Annotated in this window: 21 protein-coding genes; 19 read left to right on the top strand and 2 right to left on the bottom strand. The window is 39.8% G+C overall.

Going from position 1 to position 24,506, the window contains the following annotated elements; all coding sequences use genetic code 11:
* Nucleotides 1-108: 108 nt before the first annotated feature.
* The 13 genes from FYJ25_RS01045 (at nucleotide 109) to FYJ25_RS01105 (ending at nucleotide 15,134) form a co-directional block, all read left to right on the top strand.
* Nucleotides 109-888, top strand: a complete 780-nt coding sequence (locus FYJ25_RS01045) for a nucleotide-binding protein (RefSeq protein ID WP_154580313.1) — start codon at nucleotides 109-111, stop codon at nucleotides 886-888.
* Nucleotides 882-2,225, top strand: coding sequence for a nitrogenase component 1 (locus FYJ25_RS01050; RefSeq protein WP_154580314.1), 1,344 nt, complete (start codon nucleotides 882-884; stop codon nucleotides 2,223-2,225). The genes FYJ25_RS01045 and FYJ25_RS01050 overlap by 7 nt, the downstream gene beginning before the upstream one ends.
* Entirely contained in the window at nucleotides 2,226-3,356 is a 1,131-nt protein-coding gene (locus FYJ25_RS01055; protein WP_154580315.1) for a nitrogenase component 1, read from the top strand. It begins immediately after the preceding gene.
* Nucleotides 3,353-5,758, top strand: coding sequence for a carbamoyltransferase HypF (gene hypF, locus FYJ25_RS01060; protein WP_154580316.1), 2,406 nt, complete (start codon nucleotides 3,353-3,355; stop codon nucleotides 5,756-5,758). The genes FYJ25_RS01055 and hypF overlap by 4 nt, the downstream gene beginning before the upstream one ends.
* Before the next feature lie 3 nt (nucleotides 5,759-5,761).
* The gene (locus FYJ25_RS01065) at nucleotides 5,762-5,971 is read left to right on the top strand and encodes a HypC/HybG/HupF family hydrogenase formation chaperone (protein ID WP_147607629.1); all 210 of its coding nucleotides are present in this window, start codon (nucleotides 5,762-5,764) and stop codon (nucleotides 5,969-5,971) included.
* The gene (gene hypD / locus FYJ25_RS01070; protein WP_154580317.1) at nucleotides 5,968-7,023 is read left to right on the top strand and encodes a hydrogenase formation protein HypD; all 1,056 of its coding nucleotides are present in this window, start codon (nucleotides 5,968-5,970) and stop codon (nucleotides 7,021-7,023) included. The genes FYJ25_RS01065 and hypD overlap by 4 nt, the downstream gene beginning before the upstream one ends.
* Nucleotides 7,024-7,110: 87 nt before the next feature.
* On the top strand, nucleotides 7,111-8,127 hold the full coding sequence (gene hypE, locus FYJ25_RS01075; RefSeq protein ID WP_021908042.1) for a hydrogenase expression/formation protein HypE: 1,017 nt from the start codon (nucleotides 7,111-7,113) through the stop codon (nucleotides 8,125-8,127).
* Between the two features lie 18 nt (nucleotides 8,128-8,145).
* Nucleotides 8,146-8,394, top strand: coding sequence for a TM1266 family iron-only hydrogenase system putative regulator (locus tag FYJ25_RS01080; protein WP_021908041.1), 249 nt, complete (start codon nucleotides 8,146-8,148; stop codon nucleotides 8,392-8,394).
* A gap of 29 nt (nucleotides 8,395-8,423) precedes the next feature.
* Nucleotides 8,424-9,179, top strand: coding sequence for a nucleotide-binding protein (locus FYJ25_RS01085; RefSeq protein WP_021908040.1), 756 nt, complete (start codon nucleotides 8,424-8,426; stop codon nucleotides 9,177-9,179).
* 101 nt (nucleotides 9,180-9,280) lie between these two features.
* Nucleotides 9,281-10,645, top strand: a complete 1,365-nt coding sequence (locus FYJ25_RS01090) for a nitrogenase component 1 (protein ID WP_096241538.1) — start codon at nucleotides 9,281-9,283, stop codon at nucleotides 10,643-10,645.
* A 141-nt stretch (nucleotides 10,646-10,786) separates the two neighbouring features.
* The gene (locus FYJ25_RS01095) at nucleotides 10,787-12,031 is read left to right on the top strand and encodes a nitrogenase component 1 (protein ID WP_154580318.1); all 1,245 of its coding nucleotides are present in this window, start codon (nucleotides 10,787-10,789) and stop codon (nucleotides 12,029-12,031) included.
* 645 nt (nucleotides 12,032-12,676) lie between these two features.
* Entirely contained in the window at nucleotides 12,677-13,273 is a 597-nt protein-coding gene (locus FYJ25_RS01100; protein WP_021908037.1) for a cytidylate kinase-like family protein, read from the top strand.
* Nucleotides 13,274-13,352: 79 nt separating this feature from the next.
* The gene (locus FYJ25_RS01105) at nucleotides 13,353-15,134 is read left to right on the top strand and encodes an aminopeptidase P family protein (RefSeq protein ID WP_154580319.1); all 1,782 of its coding nucleotides are present in this window, start codon (nucleotides 13,353-13,355) and stop codon (nucleotides 15,132-15,134) included.
* Nucleotides 15,135-15,275: 141 nt separating this feature from the next.
* Here the strand turns inward: FYJ25_RS01105 and FYJ25_RS01110 are convergent, their stop codons facing one another.
* Complete coding sequence (locus FYJ25_RS01110; RefSeq protein ID WP_154580320.1) at nucleotides 15,276-15,998, bottom strand: SDR family NAD(P)-dependent oxidoreductase; 723 nt, start codon at nucleotides 15,996-15,998, stop codon at nucleotides 15,276-15,278.
* Between the two features lie 290 nt (nucleotides 15,999-16,288).
* On the opposite strand from FYJ25_RS01110, the gene FYJ25_RS01115 reads away from it, so the two are divergent.
* The 5 genes from FYJ25_RS01115 (at nucleotide 16,289) to FYJ25_RS01135 (ending at nucleotide 22,494) form a co-directional block, all read left to right on the top strand.
* Nucleotides 16,289-17,749, top strand: coding sequence for an LCP family protein (locus FYJ25_RS01115; RefSeq protein ID WP_154580321.1), 1,461 nt, complete (start codon nucleotides 16,289-16,291; stop codon nucleotides 17,747-17,749).
* A 94-nt stretch (nucleotides 17,750-17,843) separates the two neighbouring features.
* Nucleotides 17,844-18,707, top strand: coding sequence for a WecB/TagA/CpsF family glycosyltransferase (locus FYJ25_RS01120; RefSeq protein WP_154580322.1), 864 nt, complete (start codon nucleotides 17,844-17,846; stop codon nucleotides 18,705-18,707).
* 337 nt (nucleotides 18,708-19,044) lie between these two features.
* Complete coding sequence (locus FYJ25_RS01125; RefSeq protein ID WP_021908032.1) at nucleotides 19,045-19,776, top strand: ABC transporter ATP-binding protein; 732 nt, start codon at nucleotides 19,045-19,047, stop codon at nucleotides 19,774-19,776.
* 205 nt (nucleotides 19,777-19,981) lie between these two features.
* A complete protein-coding gene (locus tag FYJ25_RS01130; RefSeq protein ID WP_154580323.1) occupies nucleotides 19,982-21,070 on the top strand; it encodes a PucR family transcriptional regulator in 1,089 nt (362 codons plus the stop codon).
* A 74-nt stretch (nucleotides 21,071-21,144) separates the two neighbouring features.
* Entirely contained in the window at nucleotides 21,145-22,494 is a 1,350-nt protein-coding gene (locus FYJ25_RS01135; RefSeq protein ID WP_154580324.1) for a S41 family peptidase, read from the top strand.
* Nucleotides 22,495-22,577: 83 nt separating this feature from the next.
* Here the strand turns inward: FYJ25_RS01135 and FYJ25_RS01140 are convergent, their stop codons facing one another.
* The gene (locus FYJ25_RS01140; RefSeq protein ID WP_021908030.1) at nucleotides 22,578-23,060 is read right to left on the bottom strand and encodes a DUF5721 family protein; all 483 of its coding nucleotides are present in this window, start codon (nucleotides 23,058-23,060) and stop codon (nucleotides 22,578-22,580) included.
* A gap of 142 nt (nucleotides 23,061-23,202) precedes the next feature.
* Here FYJ25_RS01140 and FYJ25_RS01145 point away from each other — a divergent pair, with 142 nt between their 5' ends.
* The gene (locus FYJ25_RS01145) at nucleotides 23,203-24,477 is read left to right on the top strand and encodes a M18 family aminopeptidase (protein WP_154580325.1); all 1,275 of its coding nucleotides are present in this window, start codon (nucleotides 23,203-23,205) and stop codon (nucleotides 24,475-24,477) included.
* Nucleotides 24,478-24,506: the final 29 nt, after the last annotated feature.

Raw genomic sequence — 24,506 nt, forward strand, 5'->3', positions numbered from 1 at the left:
TTTCCGCACTGGAATAGTTATGATGATAATGGAAATAGCAGGAGAAAAAGCTCTTCTATTCTATCTTTCTGTCAGCTGGTCGGTAAGGGTAGAGTAGAGGAGTTTTTTATGTTAAAGATAGCGGTTTATGGGAAGGGTGGTATCGGAAAGTCCACAGTGACCAGTAATTTAGCGGCGGCGTTTGCCAGTATGGGAAAGAAGGTTATCCAGATTGGATGTGATCCTAAGGCGGATTCTACGATTAATCTTCTTGGGGGAACAACGCCGATTCCAGTGATGAATTATATGCGTGAGTATGATGAGGACCCAGAACAGATCGAGGATATTTCAAAGATTGGTTATGGCGGGGTTTTATGTATTGAGACAGGGGGACCGACACCGGGTCTTGGCTGTGCCGGAAGAGGTATTATAGCGACGTTTAGCTTGCTGGAGGATTTGGAGTTGTTTGAAACATATGAGCCGGATGTGGTGTTATATGATGTGCTTGGTGATGTAGTATGTGGTGGATTTGCAGCACCGATTCGTGAGGGATATGCGAGCAAGGTACTAATCGTGACTTCCGGGGAGAAGATGGCTCTTTATGCAGCGAATAATATTAATAATGCAGTGAAGAATTTTGAGGATAGAAGTTATGCGAAGGTGTATGGTATTGTGTTGAATCACAGGAATGTTGAGAAGGAGACAGAGAAAGTTGCTGAATTTGCGGATTTAGTCGGTCTTCCGATTGTGGGAAAGATTCCGAGAAGTGATGAGATTACCCGATGTGAAGATAAGGGAATGACTGTTATTGAGGGAGAGCCGGATTCTCCGGCAGCACAGGCATTTTTGAAGCTTGCAAAGGAACTTCTTGAAAATGCACAGGATACTGCGGAGGAAGAAGTATGGTAGAGAATGTAAAGAGTACAATAACAGAGACAGAAAGAGCGGAAAAAGCCTATTTCATTACAACAAAAGAACTTGCAGAAGCAGGGAGAGACAATATTCCTGATGAGCTGATTTCTTCAAAGCACCTGATCTATAGTTCGCCGGCGACACTTGCGTATAATTCACCGGGAGCGCAGGGGTTTGGTGTAAAGAGAGCGGGACTGGCGATTCCGGGTTCGGTCATGCTTCTTTTAGCTCCGGGATGCTGTGGAAGGAATACGACTATTTTAAGTGAGCTTGGCGGGTACAGTGAACGATTTTTTTATCTGATGATGGATGAGACAGATATCGTAACAGGGAGACATTTAAAGAAGGTGCCGCAGGCAGTAGAAGAGATTTATGATTGTCTGGAGACGAAGCCATCGGTTGTTATGATCTGCCTTACCTGTGTGGATGCTTTGTTGGGAACGGATATGGAACGTATTTGTAAGAAGGCGCAGAAGAGTGTAGGTATTCCTGTTTTACCATGCTATATGTATGCACTTACAAGAGAGGGAAGAAAGCCTCCGATGGTACATGTCAGACAGTCGATCTATTCTTTGTTAGAACCAAGAAAGAAGAAGAGTACTTCTGTGAATCTATTAGGGCATTTTGCTCCGTTAGAGGATGACTGCGAGCTTTATGATCTGTTAAAGCAGCTTGGAGTTAAGACGATTCGAGAGATTTCACGCTGTGAGAATTATGAAGAATATCTTGATATGGCAGAAGCTAATTTTAATCTTGTATTAGATGCAGAAGCACGTTTTGCAGCAGCAGATATGCAGAAGCGTTTAGGAATTCCGTATATTGAACTGACAAGGTTATATCAGCTTGATAAAATTAAGAACCAATATGCGTTGTTTGCAGCGGCGCTTGGAAGTAAGTTTGATGATGAGGTATATTTTAAAGAAGCGTTTGCGGCGAAAGAGGCTTTTAAGAAAAAGTATCCGCATGTAGTGTTTGCGATTGGAGAAGGCTGCAATGCCAATGCATTTGAACTTGCATTGGCGCTGATTCGCTATGGATTTGAGGTTGCGGAAGTATTTGGTAATCTTTCAAAAGAGGATTTTGTTTATATTGAGAAGATGGCGAAGGTAAGTCCAAAGACAAAGATTTATTCGAATTTAGAGCCAACGATGATTTATTATGAACCGGGGGAGAATCCGGTAGATATCGTAATTGGAAAGGATGCTTCTTATTATCATCCGGAAGCTGCAAAGCTTGAGTGGAGTGATGATATACAGCCATTTGGTTATCGGGGAGTAAAGCATTTCTTTGAAGAATGTGAACGTGTACTGGAATTGGAAAGGGGGCAGATTTAAATGAAGGGACTTAGAAAGTATCTCTCACCGTTTGCTCCGGATCAGTCCGGTGCAGCAGCGGTACTTTGTGAATTTCATGGATTGATTATTATTTTAGATGCTGGTGGCTGTGCCGGAAATATCTGTGGATTTGATGAGCCGAGATGGTTTGACAGCCGTAGTGCGATTTTTAGTGCGGGACTTCGTGATATGGACGCGATTCTTGGAAGAGATGATCGTCTGGTGGAGAAGATCGGCAAGGCTTGTGAGAAGCTTTCCGCAGATTTTATTGCAGTGATCGGGACTCCGGTTCCGGCAGTTATTGGAACAGACTATAAAGCACTTTCTCGAATGATTGAAAAGAAAACAGGAATTCCTGCATTGACAATTGATACAGATGGAACGAAGCTTTATGATATCGGAGAGAAAAAGACATGGAAGGAGCTATTTAAAAAGTTTGCTGTAAAACAGGAAGTAGAACCGGGGCGTGTAGGTATTATCGGAGCGACACCGCTTTCGTTTGGCGGCATTTATGAAGAGAACTTTTTAAAAGAGTATTTTAGCGAAAAAGGTTTTTCCAAAGTGCTTTGTTACGGTATGGGTGATGGTTTAGAAGCAGTGAAAGGGGCAGCAGCGGCAGAGAAGAATATCGTTATATCACCGTCTGGAATTGCGTCAGCGAAGTATTTAAAACAGAAGTTTGGAACGCCGTATGAAGTATTTTGCCCACCAGAGATTATTCCGGAATGGAAAGAACGAAAAGAGCAACTTGAACATAGTGAGCAAATAGAACAAAATATAGCAATGCCAAACAGGAAAGAACGCTCAGATAAGAAAGTTTTGATCGTACATCAGCAGGTATTGGCGAACACATTAAGAGAAGAATTGCTTACTCTTGCTATGGAACAGAAGATAGAAACGGATTTTGCAAAGATTACGGTTGCTTCCTGGTTTATGTTAGACGATGCACTAAAGAAGGAAGGGGATCTTCTTTTTAAGGAAGAAGATGACTGGATTTCTTATATCAAAGAAAATGAATATGACATCATTATTGCCGACCCACTACTGAAAAAAGCAGTGCCATTTTATAAGGGAGAATGGTATGACCTGTCGCACTTTGCAATCTCAGGGAAGAAGAGGCAGACTGTATGAGAGTCTGTATCAGGGTATTCGGGATTGTTCAGGGCGTTGGATTTCGACCGACTGTAAAGCGCCATGCAGATGTCTGCCGGATTGAAGGCAGTGTGAGTAACAAAGGACCTTATGTGGAAATCTTTGCACAGGGCAGTGAAGAATGTGTGAATCACTTTATAAAGAGGATTCAGGAGCAGCCGCCGAAACGAGCAGTTATCTTAAAGATGGATGTGGAAAGTCTGGAATCTGCAATAGAGTCTGACACAGAATTTGAAGTGAAATCGGAAGCAAATGCTGAATCAGATAGTAAAGAACGATTCCGTATCATAGAGAGTGAAAAAGAAGAGGGAGAGATTTTTGTTTCTCCAGATATTGCGATTTGTCCGGAATGTAAGAAGGAACTTTATGATAAGAAGGACAGAAGGTATCTCCATCCATTTATTAACTGTACCTGCTGTGGACCGCGTCTTACTATTTTAGATTCCATGCCGTATGACAGAGTACGAACGAGCATGGGAGAGTTTCCAATGTGTGAAAAGTGTGAATGGGAATATACGCATGCAAAGACAAGAAGATTTGATGCCCAGCCGGTTTGCTGTAATGAATGTGGACCGGAGGTGTATTTGCTTGGCAGACCGGAACGGGGAGCAGATGCGATTCGTTACACAAGAAAGGTGATTAGCGAAGGCGGAATTGTAGCGGTAAAAGGCATCGGAGGATTTCATCTTTGCTGCGATGCGTTAAAAGAAGAAGTAGTTGTGGCACTTCGTGCCAGGAAAAAGAGACCGATGAAGCCATTTGCGGTGATGATGAAAGATTTGTCAGTAGTAAATAGGGAATGTGAAGTGGCACCGTATGTAGAAGAGATTCTTGATGGACACCAAAAGCCGATTATTTTGCTTCCGAAAAAGGCAGGAGGACGTCTTTGTGAGAGTGTTGCACCGGATAATCCAAAGATTGGTGTGATGCTTCCGTATGCACCGATACAGCTTCTGCTATTTGATTATCAGGATGATGTAGAAGTTTCTGATTGTCTCGTAATGACAAGTGCGAATACATCAGGTGCACCGATCTGCCGGGACGATGAAGATGCACTGCGTGAACTTACCGGGCTTTGTGACGTAATTCTTTCCCATGATCGGAAAATACGGATTCGGGCAGATGATACAGTCATGGATTTTTACAAGGGAGAGCCGTATATGATTCGTCGTTCCAGAGGCTATGCTCCGCTTCCATTTATGATGGGCAATGAATTTAAAGGGCAGGTGCTTGCCGTTGGCGGTGAACTGAAGAATGCCTTTTGTATCGGAAAGAATCAGTTATTTTATCCATCTCCGTATATTGGAGATATGGGAGATGTGCGAACGGTAAAGGCGTTAAAAGAATCTGTGAAGCGAATGGAAGAATTGTTAGAGGTAAAGCCAGAGATTGTCGCCTGCGATATGCATCCGTCTTATAATACAAGGGCGGCAGCAGAAGAGATGGGACTGCCGGTATTTCCGGTACAGCATCATTACGCCCATATCCTTTCTTGTATGGCAGAGAATGAGTGGACAACAAAGAAAAAGGTTATTGGTGTTTCTTTTGACGGGACCGGGTACGGAACGGATGGAACAATCTGGGGAGGAGAAATCCTTCTGGCGGATTATGATTCTTTTAAACGCTGGGGCTGTATTGAGCCATTTGCTCAGACCGGTGGAGATGCTTCTGCTAAAGAAGGATGGAGAATTGCAGTTTCTCTTCTTGGAAAGATTTACGGAAAGGAAATCGCTCTTTCGATTATTGAAACATTAGGACTTTGTGAGTCGAAGCTGGCAAAGCTTCAGTTTACTATGGAAGGGCGTGGAATCAATACCGTAAAGTCCACAAGTGCCGGGCGGCTGTTTGATGCGGTCAGTGCGATTCTGGGGATTAGAAAGTCATCGACATTTGAAGGTGAGGCTTCGACTTCCTTACAATTTGCAGCAGAAAAATGGCTGGATAGTCAGGAAGAAAAGATAGCAGAATATGAGGACTTTGTAGAATCTGGAGTAATTACAGAATATAGAGAAGAACAAAAAGAAACACTTGTAAAAGATGAGTTATATTATTTACCGACCCTGGCTCTTGTCAAAGAAGTAGTAGAGAGAAAACTGTCAGGAGAAAACAGCAATCAGCTTGCCTTACATTTTCACAAAGGGTTAGCCTGTATGATTGTTTCTGCCTGCGAAAAAGCAAGGGAAGAAACCGGGATTGATACCGTTGCTCTAAGCGGCGGTGTTTACCAGAATAGATTACTGCTTGATTATAGCGTAACCATGTTAGAAAAAAGAGGATTTCATGTGCTGCATCACCATTTACTTCCGCCAAATGACGGAGGAATCAGTCTTGGACAGGCGGTGGCAGCAATGAGAAGTATGTGTGTACAAAAAGGGGAATAAATTATGTGCGTAGGATTACCAGCAAAGGTTATGACAATGAAAGACGGAATGGCAGTTGTAGATGCATCCGGAGCAAAGAGAGAAGTTTCAGCAGAACTTATTGAGAATCTTGAGCCGGGCGATTATGTAATGGTCCATGCCGGTATTGCGATTGCAAAGATTACAGAAGAAGATGAGGATGAAGCAGAAGATCTTCTGGAGGAATTACTATGAAAGAACAGTTAAAAAAAGCAAAAGCTATCATTGAGGGATACGATGGACCTCCGGTCCGCGTTATGGAAGTGTGCGGAACTCACACGCATGAGATCTTTCATCTTGGTGTGCGAAAGATTCTGCCACAGCAAGTAGAACTTATTTCCGGTCCAGGCTGTCCGGTTTGTGTCACACCAGCAGACTTCATTGATGAGGCGGTGTGGCTTGCTTTAGAAAAAAATGTGACAATCTGTACATTTGGGGATCTGGTTCGTGTGCCGGGAAGTACAAAGAGTCTTGCAGATGCCAGAAGTCTTGGCGGAAAGATTCAGATGGTTTATTCGCCAATGGATGCCTTTGAATATGCCAGAGAGCATAAAGAGGAGCAGGTTGTATTTCTTTCTGTTGGATTTGAGACAACGACTCCGGCAAGCTGTCTTTCCGTAAAGATGGCAAAAGAAGCAGGACTTACGAATTATGCACTTCTTACTGCGAATAAAACAATGCCAGGAGCCTATGAAATGTTAAAAAACAGTGCGGATGTTTTCCTGTATCCGGGACACGTCAATGCGATTACCGGAAATGCATTAAACAAAAAGCTTTGTGAGGAAGAAGGAATCAGCGGTATAGTAACTGGATTTACTGCCAGTGAGATTTTAACTGCATTTGCTGTATTATTAAAGAAGTTCCCGGAAGGCAAGCCGTTTTTTGTTAATGCTTATCCAAGAGTTGTTACAGAAGAGGGAAGTATTCCGGCGCAGAAACTGATCAAAGAATGGATGGAACCATGTGATTCTCAGTGGAGAGGACTTGGTATGATTAAAAATTCCGGACTTCGTTTAAGAAAAGAAGCGCAGGATTTTGATGCAAGAGTGAAGTTTTCGATTCCGAAGATGGAAGGGAGAACAAGTCCGGCCTGTCGCTGTGGAGATGTGTTACAGGGCAAATGTCTTCCAACAGATTGTAAAGTATTTGGAAAAGGATGCACACCACTTCATCCGATCGGGGCATGTATGGTGTCGAACGAAGGGGCCTGTTCCGCATATTACCAGTATAATAGTCGAGGAGAATAAATATATCAGATGTGAGATGACTCCCACCTCTGTAGGTGGCGAGCAGCAAGAATGCCGGGGCATTCTTGAAAAGAAAGAGGAAAAACAATGGATAACTTAAAAGGAAAAACAGTTTCTCTTGCCCATGGTGCAGGAGGAAAGCAGACAAGCGAATTAATTGACCAGGTATTTAAAGCACATTTTGCCAATCCAGAACTGACAAGTGATGATGCGGCAGTATTAAAAATGAAAGAAGGAAAGATTGCATTTACAACGGATGGATTTATCGTATCTCCGTCAGAATTTCCGGGAGGAAATATTGGAAAATTAAGTATTTGCGGTACGGTGAATGATTTGTCCTGTATGGGAGCAAAACCACTGTATCTTTCCTGTGCCTTTGTTATTGAAGAGGGATTTCCGATGGAGAAACTCGAAGCAATCGCAGCTGCAATGGAAAAAACAGCAAAGGAAGCCGGAGTAAAGATTGTTGCAGGTGATACAAAGGTTGCCGGTAAGGGACAGGTTGATGGCGTATTTATTACAACAACAGGTATCGGTGAGATTCAGGAAGGTGTAGAGACCTCTGGATTTATGGCAAAACCAGGTGATGCGGTTATTGTCAGTGGAGATATCGGAAGACATGGTTGTACTATTCTTCTTGCAAGAGAGGATTTTGGAATTGATGCCGATGTGACAAGTGACTGCGCACCACTTTGGGGAACCGTGCAGGATATTTTATCAGTGACAAAGGATGTACATGTAATTCGTGACGCAACACGAGGTGGTGTAGGAACCGTTTTATACGAGATCGCAGAGCAGAGTCATACAGGAATACGGCTGAATGCAGAGGCAATTCCAGTACAAGAAAGCGTAAAAGGTGTGTGCGGAATGCTTGGATTAGAGCCACTTTATCTTGCCTGTGAAGGTCGTCTTGTCATTTTTGCTCCAAAGGAAAATGCAGAAGCGATCGTTGCAAAGTTACGTGAAGGAAAATATTCAACAGAGGCAGCGATTATCGGTGAAGTTACCGAAGAAATGCCGGGAAGAGTTGTAGTAACAACGGAAATCGGAGCAGAAACATTACTGCCACCGCCGGGGGGAGAACTTTTACCAAGAATCTGTTAAGTTAGAGAAAGGAAAAACATGGAGAATACAAGAATCGCTGTTCTCTCCATTATCGTAGAGGACAGTGAAAGTACGGCAAAGTTAAATGAGATGATTCACGATTATGCAGAGTATGTTGTAGGCAGGATGGGTATTCCTTATCGAGAGAAAAATATCAGTATTATCAGTTTGGTAATCGATGCTCCGCAGACAAAGATCAGTGAGCTGTCTGGGAAAATAGGGCGCCTTTCCGGTGTGACAGCAAAAGCTGCTTACGCAAAAGTGTAATCAGTGTACGGATAAAAGGAAAAGAAGATATGATTAAGATAGCGGTATATGGAAAGGGTGGAATCGGAAAGTCTACAACAGTTTCTAATATAGCAGCAGTATTTGCCAGCGAGGGACTTCGAGTGATGCAGATTGGCTGTGATCCAAAGGCAGATTCAACGGTGTTACTGCGTCATGGTGAGAAAGTAGAGACGGTTCTTGACCTTGTACGAACGAAAAAAGATAATTTTACATTAGAAGATATCGTTAAAGAAGGCTTTGCCGGTGTCTGTTGTGTAGAAGCCGGCGGACCATCTCCCGGACTGGGCTGTGCCGGAAGAGGAATTATTGCGGCGTTAGAAACATTAGAAAAAAAGGGAGCTTACGAGAAATACTGTCCGGATGTTGTAATTTACGATGTTCTTGGCGATGTTGTCTGTGGCGGATTTTCCATGCCGATGCGTCGTGGATATGCCGATAAAGTATTTGTCATTACTTCTGGTGAGAATATGGCAATTCATGCAGCGGCGAATATCGCCATGGCAGTAGAAAACTTTAAGGATAGAGGATACGCACAGCTGGGAGGCCTTATTTTAAATCGCAGAAATGTAAAAAATGAAGAGGAAAAAGTTGCGGAACTTGCAGAAGATATTCACAGTAAGGTAATTGGAACATTATCAAGAAGTGAACTTGTTACAGATGCAGAAGAACAGCAGAAGACAGTAATGGAAGCATATCCGAATTCGCCGATGGCAGAAGAATACCGGGTACTTGCAAAACAGATCAGGAAGCTGTGTGGAATCTGATGAGAAGATAAGAGTAAGCTAAAATAAATTTTTTGGAATTTTTTGAAAAAGTGATACAAGCTGTAGAACATTTTACAGAGGAGGTGCGGATTTTGCTTGAAATGTTACATGGAAAAGCAAAGGATGAAGCATGGAATAATCAGGTAAAAGAAAAATTATCTCCAGCATTGCAGGAAGAAGTTTCTTTTAAAGATGCAGCCTGGCCATCGCCCTTTGTTCCGGGATTAGAATATAACAGTCCGGCACATGGACCATGGAATATCGTACATATGGGAATGCTTTTACCAGGTGCCCATCAGATTTATGTATGTGGTGCAAACTGTAACAGAGGTGTAATCCTTACTGCGGCAGAAATGAATGCTGGAGATAGATTTTCCTTTGTAGAAATAAAAGAAGAAGATTTATTTAACGGACAAATGGAAGAACTTGTTATCGAAGGAGTAAGTGATATTCTTCATAAATTACCAGAAAAACCATCGGTAGTTCTTTTATTCACTGTTTGTGTTCATCATTTTATGGGATGTGATCTCACGTATATTTATGATACATTAAGAGGACGATTCCCCGAGCAGTGTTTTGTAGATTGTTACATGGATCCGATTATGCAAAAAGAAGGGCTGACCCCGGATCAGAAGTTAAGAGCCGGTTTATATAAGCCGCTTCCAATGCGTGAAAAGAATTTAAAACAGATAAATATTATTGGCAATGATTTTCCGACAAGAGAGGAAACAGAATTAAAACAGATTGTAAAAGAGGCAGGTTATACAGTAAAAGACATTACAGAATGTAAAACCTATGATGAATATTTATCCATGGCAGAAAGTTATTTAAATATTGCCTGTTATCCACCGGCAAAGTATGGAGCAGAGCAGTTATCCAAACGACTTGGAATGAAGTTTCTCTATCTTCCGTTTTCCTTTGATTACAATGAGATAGATACCCAGCTAAAAAGTCTGGTAAAAGAAATGCAGGGATGTGAGATGCCAGATACCAGTTTACTTCAGAAAAGATGTGAGCGTATGTTAAAAGAAACGAAAAAACTTGTCGGTAATATGCCGATTACAATAGATGCTACAGCAGTTCCCCGGTTTTTAGGGCTGACGAAGCTGCTGATCACACATGGGTTTTCTGTCGTAAAAGTATTTGCGGATGGATTTTTGGCAGAGGAAAAAGCAGATTACTTGTGGTTAAAGAAAAATGCTCCTGATCTTAAAATAGGTGCAACAATACATCCGAACATGAGAGTGTATCCAAGAAATTCACAGGAAAAAGTACTTGCAATCGGACAAAAAGCCGCTTATTTTTCCGGGACAGAGCATTTCGTAAATATGGTAGAAGGCGGAGGTTTGCATGGTTATGATGGAATCTGCGAGCTTTGTTTAAAAATACAGGAGGCCTATCAGACAAAAAAAGATACAAGAGATCTGATTGTCCGTAAAGGATTAGGATGTGAAAGCTGTGTCTAAACTGTCCTATTGTATATTAACTAACACCTATATAACAAAAGACATTTCAAGTCGAGCAGTTCCTGTTACTCACCACCTGAAAGAGATGGGAGTCTTCTCGACTGAGATAAACAAAACATTTTTGCCGGAAAGGATGTAGTTATGAAACAAGTATCAGTAACATTATCAACTTATACGGCAGACGTCTCCGGAGTATGTTCTGCCCTCTATGAGCTTGGGGGCATGGTAGTGATCCATGATCCGTCCGGCTGTAATTCTACTTATAATACTCACGATGAGCCACGATGGTATGAGATGGACAGCCTTGTATTTATCTCCGGTCTTTCACAGATGGATGCCATTATGGGGAATGATGATAAATTTATTCACGATATCGTGCGGGCGGCAAAAGAACTTCAGCCTCGCTTTATTGCCTTAGTGCGAACACCGATTCCTCTGATGACAGGAACAGATTTTGAGGGGATATCACGTGTCATAGAAAAACAAACAGGAATTCCTGTATTCTACTTTCCGACAAGTGGAATGCATACCTATGTAAAGGGAGCAGGAATGGCAATGGAAACAATCGCAAGAGAACTTGTGCCAGCAGGTGGGGAATCTGTGAAAGAAAGAAAAAACAAGCAGGAAAATCCACTGAAAATCAATATTCTAGGAGCGACTCCGCTTGATTTTTCCATAAATTCTACCTTAGATTCTATAAAAGAATTTCTAAGCCAGCATTTTGAGATTATCAGTATTTTTGCTATGGGAAGCTCTATAGAAGACATACAAAGAGCAGGAGAAGCAGACGTAAATCTTGTCATCTCATCTGTTGGAGTTTTAGCGGCAAAAGTATTAGAAGAACGTTTTCATACCCCATATGTTATTGGTACACCAATCATTGGATTTGAAAATGTATTAGCTGAAAAATTAATAGAATCAGCCTGGACAAAAAAGTCACAGACAGCCTATTTTAGTGTTTTACAAAAAGCACACAAAAAAGATACAGCTAATTTTACAACAATACAAAATACAGAAGCTGTTTCTAATTTAAAAAAAATAAGAAGTCTAACAGAAACAATAGAAAAAAATAAAGTCAGCGGTAACGTTTATATTATCGGTGAATCTGTTATATCCCAGTCATTAAAAGCAGCGCTGGCATTACGATACGGAATAGAAGCCACTGTAATCTGTCCGCTTGAGACAGAACCAGAATATACAGAGAAAGATGTCTTGCTCCTTTCTTCCGAGGAAGACATCAAAAAAGCAATAATGGATGCCGATACCGTAATTGCCGACCCAATCTATAAAACAATCTGTTCCGAAAAAGTGAATTTTGTGGCAATGCCACACGAAGCATACTCAGGAAGAATCTACAGAAAAGAAGTTTGTGATTTTATTCATTGAGAGAAACAGACGAAAAAAGAAATATTGCCATATCCCATCTGCTCTGTAGTCGCTGTGTTTAAGATGCTTGTCCGCATCTTAGACACGCTCCGAAGCCGCATCTGGGATATGGCAATATTTCTTTTTTCTGTTTTTTGGCAGGATAAGGGGGAGAAGTCAGAAGTCTTCTACTTGCTCGGAAGATGTATCGTCCAGACGATTATGTTCTTTCTTTAACGAGTAGAAAAGAAAAAGGGCTTATCATCAGTGAAACTTGAAAAAAGTCAGCATAGTGGAGAGAGCATCGCAACTGTAATGTGAGAGCGGGTAAATAAAATTCCATGACAGAGATATCTTCCGAGCAAGTAGTAGTCTTCTGACTTCTTCCCCTTATCTCCCCAAAGACTATTGAATTCATTCACGTGGAGCCAACAAACAGAAAATAAAAAGAATAGACCATTGCAACTGTAATGTGAGAGCAAGTAAAAATGCCGAACAGGCATTTTCTACGCAGTGATATCTTTACAGTTGCAATGGTCTATTCTTTTTATTTTCGTCTGTTCCCTAATGAATTAAATAGTAAATCATCACTTGGAAAAAGCTTTAAAATATTATATACTAGGGAGAGATGAATTTCGAAATATTTAGAGCATGAGGAGGATGAAAATGAAGAAGAATATTATCGCAATCAGCCGAGAGTTTGGTAGTGGAGGAAGAACGATTGGAAAGCTTGTTGCAGAGAAACTCGGTATTGAATTTTATGATAAGGATATTATTAAAAAAGTAGCAGAAGAGTCAGGTCTTACAAGAAAGTATGTAGAGCATTACGGAGAGTTTGCTCCATCTTCTGATCAGCGTTTTGCGTATTCTTTTGTAGGTCTTGATGAAGATTCCAATTCACCGCTTGTTCAGCTATGGAAGACAAGAGAAAAGGTAATTACAGATTTCGCAACGGCGAAGCCATGTGTTATTGTCGGTAGTTGTGCAGACTACATTTTAAGAGACAGGGAAGATTGTCTGAAAGTATTTTTATATGCGGATTCAGATACGAAGGAAAAGCGTATCCAGGAAATCTATGGTGAAGTTGGGTTAAAGCTTAAAAACCGGGTAAAAGATATGGATATTCGAAGAAGCCTGAATTATAAGTATTTTACAGGTCAGGATTGGGGTAAGGCACAGAATTACGATATGGCTCTTAACAGAGGAAGCCTAGGTGTTGAGAAATGTGCACAACTTATCGTAGAAGCTGCATTAGGAGAATGAGATTAAAGACGTTACATCTATGAGATTCGATCACAGATTACAAAAAATTACAGAAAAATAGTATGGGAGTAATTTGAGAATGAAACGGGAACTGGAATTATTAAGAGTGAAAATGAAAGAAACAGGTGTAGATGCCTGCCTGATCCCTACAAGTGATTTTCATGGTTCAGAATATGTAGGAGATTATTTTAAATGCAGAGAATATATATCCGGATTTACCGGTTCTGCGGGCACCCTAGTTGTTACTTTGGATGAAGCGGGACTTTGGACAGATGGAAGATATTTTTTGCAGGCAGCAAAACAGTTATCTGGTTCTGGTATCACTTTGATGAGAGAACGTCAGCCAGGAGTTCCTTCAATAGAGGAATATTTAAAGACAACATTAAAGAAAGGCGAGACTTTAGGTTTTGACGGCAGATGCATTATGGCAGAATATGCAGATACCTTGATCACACAGCTGAATGCACTGGGAGTGGCGGTTCGTACAGACATTGATCTTCCTGGTGCTGTGTGGGAGAAGCGTCCGCCGTTATCAGCGCAGGCAGTATGGCCGCTTCCTGTAGAGTATGCCGGGGAAAGCAGTGAAAGTAAGATCAAACGTGTTCGGGAATTCCTTTCTGAAAAGAAGGCACAGTACTTGTTGTTAACTTCTTTAGAAGATATTGCATGGCTTTTAAATATGCGTGGTAACGATGTGGAATCGACACCGGTTATTTTAAGTTATCTTTTATTAGGACAGCAGGAAATAATCTGGTATGTACAGGAGGAATGTCTTTCCGAAAAGATCAAGATCCTTCTAGAGATGCAGGGAATAAAAAATGCTTCGTATGCACAGATTTATGAGGATGTGAAGAAGCTTCCGGAAGAAGCATCGGTATATTATGATAAAGCGGCAGTAAATACCGCATTAGTTTCTGCATTGCCAGACAAGGTGAAGAAGATAGAAGGTGTCAATCCGACTCTTTTGTTCAAAGCAAAAAAGAATCCTGTAGAAGTGGAAAATGAACGAAAAGCTCATATAAAAGACGGTGTCGCAGTTACAAAGTTTATTTACTGGTTAAAGAAAAATGTAGGAAAACAGAAAGTAACAGAGCGCACTGCGGCTGCAAAGTTAGAAGAGTTCAGAATGGCACAGGAGAATTATATAGAACCAAGCTTTGCACCGATCATTGCATATAAAGAACATGGAGCTATCGTACACTACAGCGCAACAAAAGAATCTGATGTCGAGATACAGCCGGAAAGCTTCGTGTTAGCAGATACCGGTGGACATTACCTGGAAGGTACGACCGATATTACAAGAACAATCGCACTGGGTACATTGACTCAGGAAGAAAAAGAAATGTACACAACTGTATTAAAAGGACATATTCAGTTGGAAACCGCCCGCTTTTTACAGGGTTGCAGCGGTCAGAGTCTGGATATACTTGCAAGAACACCATTGTGGGAAAAAGGACTTGATTATAATCATGGAACCGGTCATGGAGTAGGTTATCTTTTAAGTGTTCATGAAGGACCGAACAGCTTCCGCTACCGTCCATCTGTCAATGGACGAAATGACTGTATTTTAGAAGAAGGAATGCTAACATCAGATGAACCGGGAATTTATTTAGAAGGAAAGTTTGGAATCCGTCTGGAAAACATGATCGTATGCCAAAAAGATGTAGAAAACGAATATGGCAGTTTTCTGTGTTTTGATTCTCTTACCCTTGTACCATTTGATCTTTCTGCGATTATTCTTGAAGAACTTAGTACAAAAGAAAGAAGATGGCTTGAACAATATCATAAGAAAGTATTTGAAACAATTTCTCCCTATCTGACAGAAGAAGAAACAGAGTGGTTAAAAGAAACTTTAATTTAGACTTTGCTTTATTTGGAAAAATAATAAAAAACAGCATAACAGTGCATTTGTAAAGACAGTCGCAGGTAGAAAATACTTCGTTGTATTTTTATTTACTCTGACGTTATATATACGCTGCTATGCTGTTTTTCGTTTCATTTTTTAAATCCAGCCGCCATCGAATCGTATGATCTGTCCGGTTAGATATTCAGGAGATTCAGTAATCTGGTAGCAGAAAGCAGCAGCTTCTTCCGGGGATGCAAAACGTCCGTAAGGGATTTCTTCAGAAAGAGCAGCTCGTTCCTCCTCGTCAAAACAGCGGTTCATGTCAGTATCAATGACACCAAAGCTTATTCCGTTAACAGAAATATGAGAAGGAGCCAGTTCTTTTGCAAGGGCTTTTGTAAGGGCATTTATGGCACCTTTTGAAGCAGAATAGGCAGCTTCACAAGAAGCACCGACTTCTCCCCATACAGAGGATATATTTAAAATTTTTCCGCTGTGCCGGTGAAGCATATGAGGGATTACGGCTTTTGACATATAAAATACAGAGTCAAGATTCGTCCCCATAAGGGTATGCCATTCCTCAGAAGTCATATCTGACAAAAGACCGATATGGGAAATACCGGCATTATTAATTAAAAGGTCGATCTGTCCAAAAGTATCCATCGCTTTTTGTGTCATTGTGATGGCTGTTTTCTTTTCAGCGACAGAGCCAAAGCAGGAAATGACTCTTGTTTTTTTGGAAAGTTCTTTTTCTACAGCTGCTAAGGCATCTTTATCGTGACCACCGTTTAATGTAAGACAACAGCCCTTATCTGCATAAAAACGGGCAAGAGCAAGGCCAATTCCCCTGGTGGCACCCGTAATAAGTATTGATTTCATATATAAAACTCCTTGTATGATTTTGTAGCAATATTATATAGTCTGATAATCAGAACTACAAGATAAAATTTATTTCAATATTTAGAAATTATTTACATTCAGACAATAAGACAGAAACGAAAACTTGCAATAGAAAAAGAACTTTGATATACTTAACAGATGAAATGCGGAGTAATCCGTCAGATCACGACAATATGGAGTAAAACAGGATGTACTTTCGGAGTAAGATTTTTTCACAAGATTAAGCACAAAAGATTCTGGGAGTACATGAGGTAAAACAGGAGGGCAAGATGAAAAAGCCAAGTTTTATAAAAAGATTTTTCTCCTTCCTTTTAAGAGTATGTGTTGTGCTCGCCTTGATGGCTGTGATTGCCGTTGGTTCTTTTGAGGGAGTAACATATTATCTGACAGGAAGTTTTACGAGTGTAAAGAAGGCCGTAAAAGAAGAGACAGATCAGCAGGAAGTGCAGGAAGACACTACAGACATTGCTAAGTATAATAAGAATATGGAGAATACATTGGTATTTGTTCATGATGAGAATACCAATAAGGATTATACAAGCCTGAATATGTATGATAAGAAGACGAAGGCATTTGATGTATTATTGATGCCATGTGATGCACAGGTGTCTGTAAGTGAGAGTCTTGTGAAGGAACTTCGTGAGACGATATCAGATATAAGCAGTACAGTAAGCATGTCAGATGTGGCACGTGCTTTTGGTGATAAGAAGTATGAGACATATGTAAAGATTATGGAAGATATCAGTGGCGTGAAGATTTCAGGCTATGCTGTAATGTCTTCTAATGATTTTAAGAAGCTTTTGAATGCAGGTAATACAGTAACATATCATCTTGATTATGCAGTTTCTTATCGTGATGCAGATAATGTATTACAGAGTATTGAGGCGGGAGATGTAGAACTTGATGGCGATACCGCTTATGCTCTTATGACTTATATGGATGGAACAGATGATGAGGAGACCAGAAGATTAGAAAGAGCGAATGATTATCTTACAAAGTACATGGAAGAAATCTTTACAAAGAATAATAATTCAACGCTTGCTAAAAAGTATGACAGCCTTGTAAAAGCGGAGAATACAGATGATCTGACATCAACAGAAGATATTCTTAAAGGGCTGACAGAGGATGGATTCACTCTTCGTATTATGCAGGGAAGCGAGACAAAAGGAGTATTTTCTTTAGATTCTCAGAAAGTAAAACTTCAGGTTGCTGCGCTTACAAAGAAAGCAGAATCTTACACAAAGAATGGTTCATCAAAGGCTGCTTCAAGTACCGCTTCTTCTAGCAGCACAGAAAGTTCTAAGAAGTATTCGATTGAAGTTTATAATGCAGCGTATGTTTCCGGTCTGGCAAAAGAATGGGAGACGTATCTTGAAGGCGAAGGATACACGATCAGTCTTATCGATTCTTATCAGGAAGAGGGACCGATTTCCCAGACAAGAATTAATGTTACTGAAGAAGGAATGGGAGAAGATTTACTGAATTACTTCCCGGATGCAGAGATTAATGTAGTAGATTCCATTTCAACAGGCGGAGATATTCAGATTTATGTCGGAACAGATAGTACAAAGGTACCGGAAGGAAGCGGAGAGTCCACAACAGCAGAGGAAGATGTTGATGATGAGAGTGATGACAGTACCTCTGATGATGATACAGAGGAATCTCAATCTGTAGACAATACAGAAGACACAGATACATCTAACGGATATGATTTCAGCTCCGGAGAATAGTAAATAGAAACGTTGCTTGAATTATAGACTGGAAAGATATTTAAAGGATATTTAATAGAAAGATATTTATAGGATAAAAGAAAGGAACCTTAACATGAAAGATCGTTACCACAAAAAAGCGAATGTACTCGGTATAGATGTATCAATGATGCGGGTGGACAAGGCGGTCAATGTATCAATGGAACTGATGCGTGGAAAGGGGCTTCCTGTTATCTATTTTTTATCAGCAGTCAGTTCATTATTGTGCCAGAATAATGCAGGAGCAGCAGAATATGTTGCTTCCTGTAATCTGGTGCTTTCAGGAGATCGTCATATGGAGCTTGCAGTACGCCATCAGCAAGAGGATGGGGAAGTTCCGCAAGGTATAGGGGAATTTGCAGATAATTATCTTAAGAGATTATTTGCAAAGCTAAACAGAGAGGGACGAAGTATTTATACGATTATGGATCAGGAGGAACATCTTACTTCCTTAGAAGAATATATGGAGGAATCTTATCGCAGTATAGAAGTCCATGGAGGCATTATTGGAAAGAATGTGAAAGGTGAGGCAGACCGTATTGTGAATGAGATCAATGCCTGTATCCCAGACATCGTATTTGTCTGCCTTCCGGCAGAAAGACAGATTAAATTCATGGAAAAGTATGCAGCGATGATGAATACCCGTCTTTGTATTCTTATAGAATCTGTACAGCCATTGATTCGGAAGGAAACCGAAGAGATTCCATTGTGGGTACAGAAGCTCCACCTGGAGGGAATTTATTCCTGGTTTAAAAAGGAACAGAAGATTCGGAATACGATTGTTGGTTCTGTTTTTAAAAAGAAGGTAATGAGAGAAGTGCCGGAAGACATTTCCTTAACGGAGCCGGAAGAAAATTCTCAGGAAAGTATTTTGGAAAAACAGGAAGAATTATGTAATGACAAAGCGGATGAGAGCAAAAATAATAAAAACGTACAATGAATTTGTCATAAGAATAACAAAATAAGAAAGAAATAAGGACACTTTTCACAAAAATAAAATAGAAAGGTGTCTTTTTTTTAAAATTGCTTTAAGAAATGTACAATATCTCAGTTGTTTTTTGCCCAGAGCGTAGGAAAAATGGTAAAAATGTCTAATAAATAAAATATGCTTAACAATTTAGATGAAATAGCAGGCATATTTTCGTGAGTTTTCTCCTAGAATTATTTACAAATTTTAGGTATGATAGATAGGGACAAAATGTTTATAGCATAATGTACTCTCGGAGTCTTTCTTGTACTTGATTTTGTGAGTACATCATATTTTTAGGAGGTTATTTATGGCTAGTTTATCACTTAGACATCTTAGCAAAACATATGATAACGGAGTCAATGCAATCAAGGACGTTACCCTTGAAGTTGATGATAAAGAATTTATGGTACTTGCCGGTCCGGTGGGATGCGGCATTTCTACGGTATTAAGAATGATCGCAGGAGTAGAAGATATTACGGACGGAGAACTTCTTGTTGATGGAGAACGAATGAATGAGACTCCTTCTATTGATCGGGATATGGCAATGATTTTTAAGAATGGAAAGTTATATCCGCAGATGAATATTTATGATAATCTTGCATTTGGGCTTAAGTTAAAGGAATTACCAATTGGAGAGATTGATGCGAGAATCGCAGAAGTTACACAGGTACTTAATATTGGACATCTTCTTGATAAGATGACGGAAGATTTAGATGAAAAAGAACGTGCGTTAGTTGTTCTTGGGCGTGCTATTGTAAAGAAACCAAAAGTATTTCTTTTAGATGAACCGTTTTCAAGTCTGAGTAAGGAGCTGAAAAAGGAGATGCAGGAGCTGTTGTGGAGTCTTTATGAGAAGATGCAGATTACAGTCGTTTATGTGACACATAATAGTGAAGATATTCGACACACAGATACAAGAGTCGCTGTTATGAATGATGGAAGTGTACAGCAAATTGGAACGATCGGAGAACTTTATGATAAGCCGGCAACGCCATATGTTTCGGAGTTTTTAGGAGTTCCTGCTGAAGAAGTATGTTAATAAATCATAGGCGATTTTTACATAGACACCGGGCTTTTGTAGCTTTTATACATGAATGAACATAAAAAATAATAAATTTTCACAAGAGGAAATATATTTTTCGTATATTTCCTCTTTTTTTTTTGTCAATTTTGTATTAAAATAAAGAAAGATTGTTGCGTACAACAGAAAAGATGCGATGAGAGGGAAAGACAGGAGTGATACGATGATTTCAAATCAGATTTTACAGGACACCATTGATGGTATTAAGGCAATTACAAGAATTGACTTGTGCGTCATGGATACGGAAGGAAAACCGCTTGCCTCCACATTAGATGCAGTTGAAGAATATAAAGAGGCGGTTCTGGTATTTGCAGAGTCTTTAGCAGAGAGTCAGGCGTTACAGGGATACCAGTTTTTTAAAGTTTTTGATGAGAACCAGTTAGAGTACATCATTCTCGTCAAAGGTGAGACTGATGATGTGTATATGGTTGGAAAGATGGCTGCTTTCCAGGTACAGAATCTGTTAATTGCCTATAAGGAACGTTTTGATAAAGATAATTTTATCAAGAATTTGTTATTAGATAACTTACTGTTGGTTGATATTTATAACCGGGCTAAGAAGCTTCATATTGAGACCGATGTAAGAAGATGTGTATTTATTGTTGAGACAAAGAATGACAGAGATAATAATGCGTTTGAAACTGTCCGTAATATTTTTTCTGCTAAGACAAGAGACTTTATCACTGAGGTTGATGAGAAGAACATTATTCTCGTAAAAGAAGTGAAGAACGGAGAAGGATACGATGAGCTTACGAAGACCGCACAGGTTATTGTAGATATGCTTAACACAGAAGCGATGACAAAGGTTCATGTTGCCTTTGGTACGATTGTGAATGAGATTAAAGAAGTATCCCGCTCTTATAAAGAAGCGAAGATGGCGATGGATGTCGGAAAGATTTTCTATCCGGATAAGAATGTTATCGCATACAGCCGTCTTGGTATCGGACGTTTGATCTATCAGCTTCCGTTACCACTCTGTAAGATGTTTATCAAAGAGATTTTTGATGGACGTTCACCGGATGAGTTTGACGAAGAGACATTGCAGACGATCAACAAGTTCTTTGAGAATAATCTGAATGTATCAGAAACATCCAGACAGCTTTATATTCATCGAAATACATTAGTATATCGTCTGGATAAGCTGCAGAAGAGCACAGGGCTTGATCTTAGAGTATTTGAAGATGCAATTACTTTTAAGATTGCTCTTATGGTAGTAAAGTACATGAAGTACATGGAAAGTATCGAATATTAATAATAAAGCCTCCTGTCGGTATCGTCAGGAGGCTTTGTTATTAATAGTGTACTGTAGAATGGAATGCAAGTTGAATGCAAGACACTGATACAGTACACTACATTGTTGCGGTGAAGAGAAAGGCAGATGAAATGGACGTAAAAGACAAAGAAATGACTATCGAATTAGAAAATGTTTCAGAAGAAGGAGCTACAGAGCAGGCGGAGGAGAGTTCTGATAAAAAACAGCATCATAAGCGAAAGGGCGGCTGTTTTAAAACGGTAATGCTGGCGTTTGCGATGGTTATCGTGGTTGGAGTCAGCTTTTTTGCAGGAAGACAGAGTGTGATGACATCTTCCGGATTTGGGACTGGACTTAATAATGGAACGATTCTTAGAAAGCTAAGTTTATTAGAAGCTTATACAGGCAAATATTATCTTAATAAAATAGATGCAGATAATGTGGAGCAAAATATTTATAAGGGATTTGCAAAAGGGTTACAGGATCCTTATGCAGAATACTATACAAAGGAAGAATTCAAACAGCTGACCGAAGAAGATTCCGGAGAATATGAAGGAATCGGTATTTCTGTAGCAAAAGATACCGATACTGGATATGCAGAAATCGTATCAGTATTTAAAGATCAGCCAGCGTATAAAGCAGGGCTTAAAACGGGAGATCTGATTATTGCTGTCAATAAAAAAAGTACAATGAATATGGAATTACAGGAAGTCGTTTCAGAAATCAAAAAGAAAGAAAATAAAAAGGTTGTTCTTACGATCTACAGAGATAAAAAGTCAAAAGATTATACAGTAAAGAAGTCTTCTGTACAGTTAGATACCGTCTCTTATAAAATGAAGGAGAAAAAGATTGGTTATATTGCAGTAAGCCAATTCCTTGAAAATACTGGTGATCAGTTTGATAAAGCAGTTACTGCTCTTGAGAAAAAAGGAATGAGGAGTCTGATCATTGATCTTCGAGACAACGGTGGAGGACTGTTAAATACTTGTACACAGATGGTATCACGCGTGATAGATAAAGATAAATTGATTGTGTATACGAAAGACAAAGAAGGAAATAAAGAAGAATTTAAGAGTGATTCTGGTAAAACTTTAGAGATTCCGATTATTATTTTAGTCAATGGAAATACAGCCAGCGCTTCAGAGATTATGACAGGATGTCTGAAGGATTATGGCAAGGCAACCGTTGTAGGAACGACAACATACGGAAAAGGAATCGTCCAGAATATTATGCCGCTTACGGATGGCTCAGCGATTAAGTTTACAATCGCAAAGTATTATACGCCAAACGGTACGGATATTCATAAAAAGGGAATTAAACCGGATGTTAAAGTAAAAATGAGTGATGCACAGTGGAAGAAAGCACAGACAGATGAAAAGGCAGACAAACAACTGAAAAAGGCAATAGAACTGCTTGAAAAATAAAAAACAGAAAAATAAAAACAGGAACTTTTGGGTAAGGATCCAGAAGTTCCTGTCGTTAGATGTATAGTGAAAAGTCAGCGATGCTAAAGCGCAGCCTTCTCTTTTAGAAACTTTGCCAGATATTCATCAAAGGCATATTCTAACGATTTGTCGAGAGAAAAGTTCTTATAGGAAATACCGGTGGTTATGAGCAATGTTTTTGGGTCATATAAAATATTCACATAAATGCCTTCAATATCATCTTCACGAAATGTGCTGTTACTATGTGAGATCAGGTAAGAAACCGATTGTTTTGGGAGACCGAGAACTATTTTACAGGAAAGAGGAAGACGTTTTCCTTTGATAATATCAAAAATACGGTTACGAACTTCTTTCCAGTAACAAAAGTCGCGGTTTAGTGTCTGTTCTACGCTTGTATCATAGAACCCTTCATTGATTCGTCCCTGAATCTGGTAACTGACCCCCATCTTGATGGAAGCTTCGATAAAATAAAAGTGATCGAATGTATTTCCAGATAAGAGATGGGACATAAAGTTTTTGGTATCGGAAACTTGTATTGATAGCATAAATGACTCCCTCCAAATAGAATTTTGATTTAGAATATAAAAATATAAAATGCCTTGGTATTCTTGACTTAGTAAAAGATGATTTTTCATGTCTTGCAATAGATAATAGCATAGATTATTTTTTTTGAAAAGGAGTATAAAAATGAATGTTTTAACAGAATGTTTAAGCCAGGGAACATCACCGGCAAGTGTCATTTCTTTTGCAAAAGAATATTTAAAACAGGAAGGTTTTGAAGAATTATATTATGATAAGATGCTTTCACCGAAGGAGAATGGAAAGTTTTTTATTACACCATTTCCAGATGTATTATTCGCCTTTACGACAGGAAACGCAAAGGCAAAGATTCAGTCTCTTCGGATGGCATTTGCCCATGTAGACCAGCCTTGCTTTAAAGTAAAGGGAAAACCAGATTTTAAAAGTATGGGATGTGCGATGCTTAATGTGGAAGTATACGGAGGAATGATGGATCATACGTGGTTTGACCGTCCTCTTGGTATAGCAGGAACAATCATGTTAAGGGGAGAGGATGTTTTTAAGCCGGAAGAAGTGCTCTATGACAGTAAGAGACCGATTGCTGTTATTCCAGGACTTGCGATTCACATGCAGCGTGAGGCAAATAATGGATGGAAGATTGATCGCCAAAAAGAACTGATGCCGTTGATGGGGATTGCGAATGGGCGTTGGACAGAAGGTGCATTTTTACATTTCCTTTCAGAGGAACTTTCCGTAGATGAAAGTGAGATTTTAAGTTATGATCTTAATTTATATAATTATGATCAGCCACAGCTTTGTGGAGTAAAAGAAGAAATCTTATGCAGCCCTCGAATTGATAATCTGGCATCCGTCAGTGCATTATTGGAGTCGATTACTGATGGAGAAAGAGAAAGTGGAATCAATCTGATCGGACTTTTTAACCATGAGGAAGTGGGAAGTTTCACGAAGTCAGGTGCAGATTCGACCTTGCTGGAATCCATCTTGAATCGGATTTTATCGGGAATGGGATGCTCGAAAGAACAGATAGAGATTTCTCTTGCACAAAGTTATTATCTTTCTGTGGACGGCGCGCATGCAGCACATCCAAATTATACGGATTGTTGTGATACAACAACGAGGGCATATATCGGTCAGGGAGCAACGATAAAAGTAAGTGGTACGCAAAAGTATGCATCCGATTGTCGTATGTATGCGATACTTCTTGGGCTTGCTGAAAAATACGATATTTTATTACAGGAGATCAATGACAGGAATACGATTCGTGGTGGGACAACATTAGGACCGATGATTGGTTCTCATTTGCCAATGATGGGATGTGATCTCGGAATCCCGATGCTTGCGATGCATTCTGCGAGAGAGACAATGGCAATGGAAGATTATATCAGCCTATGTCGATTAGTGACGGCTTTTTTTACAGAGTAAATTAGTCTATTTTTCTAATCCTTCGCATA

The organism is Anaerobutyricum soehngenii, assembly GCF_009697165.1.
GTDB classification, from domain to species: domain Bacteria; phylum Bacillota; class Clostridia; order Lachnospirales; family Lachnospiraceae; genus Anaerobutyricum; species Anaerobutyricum soehngenii.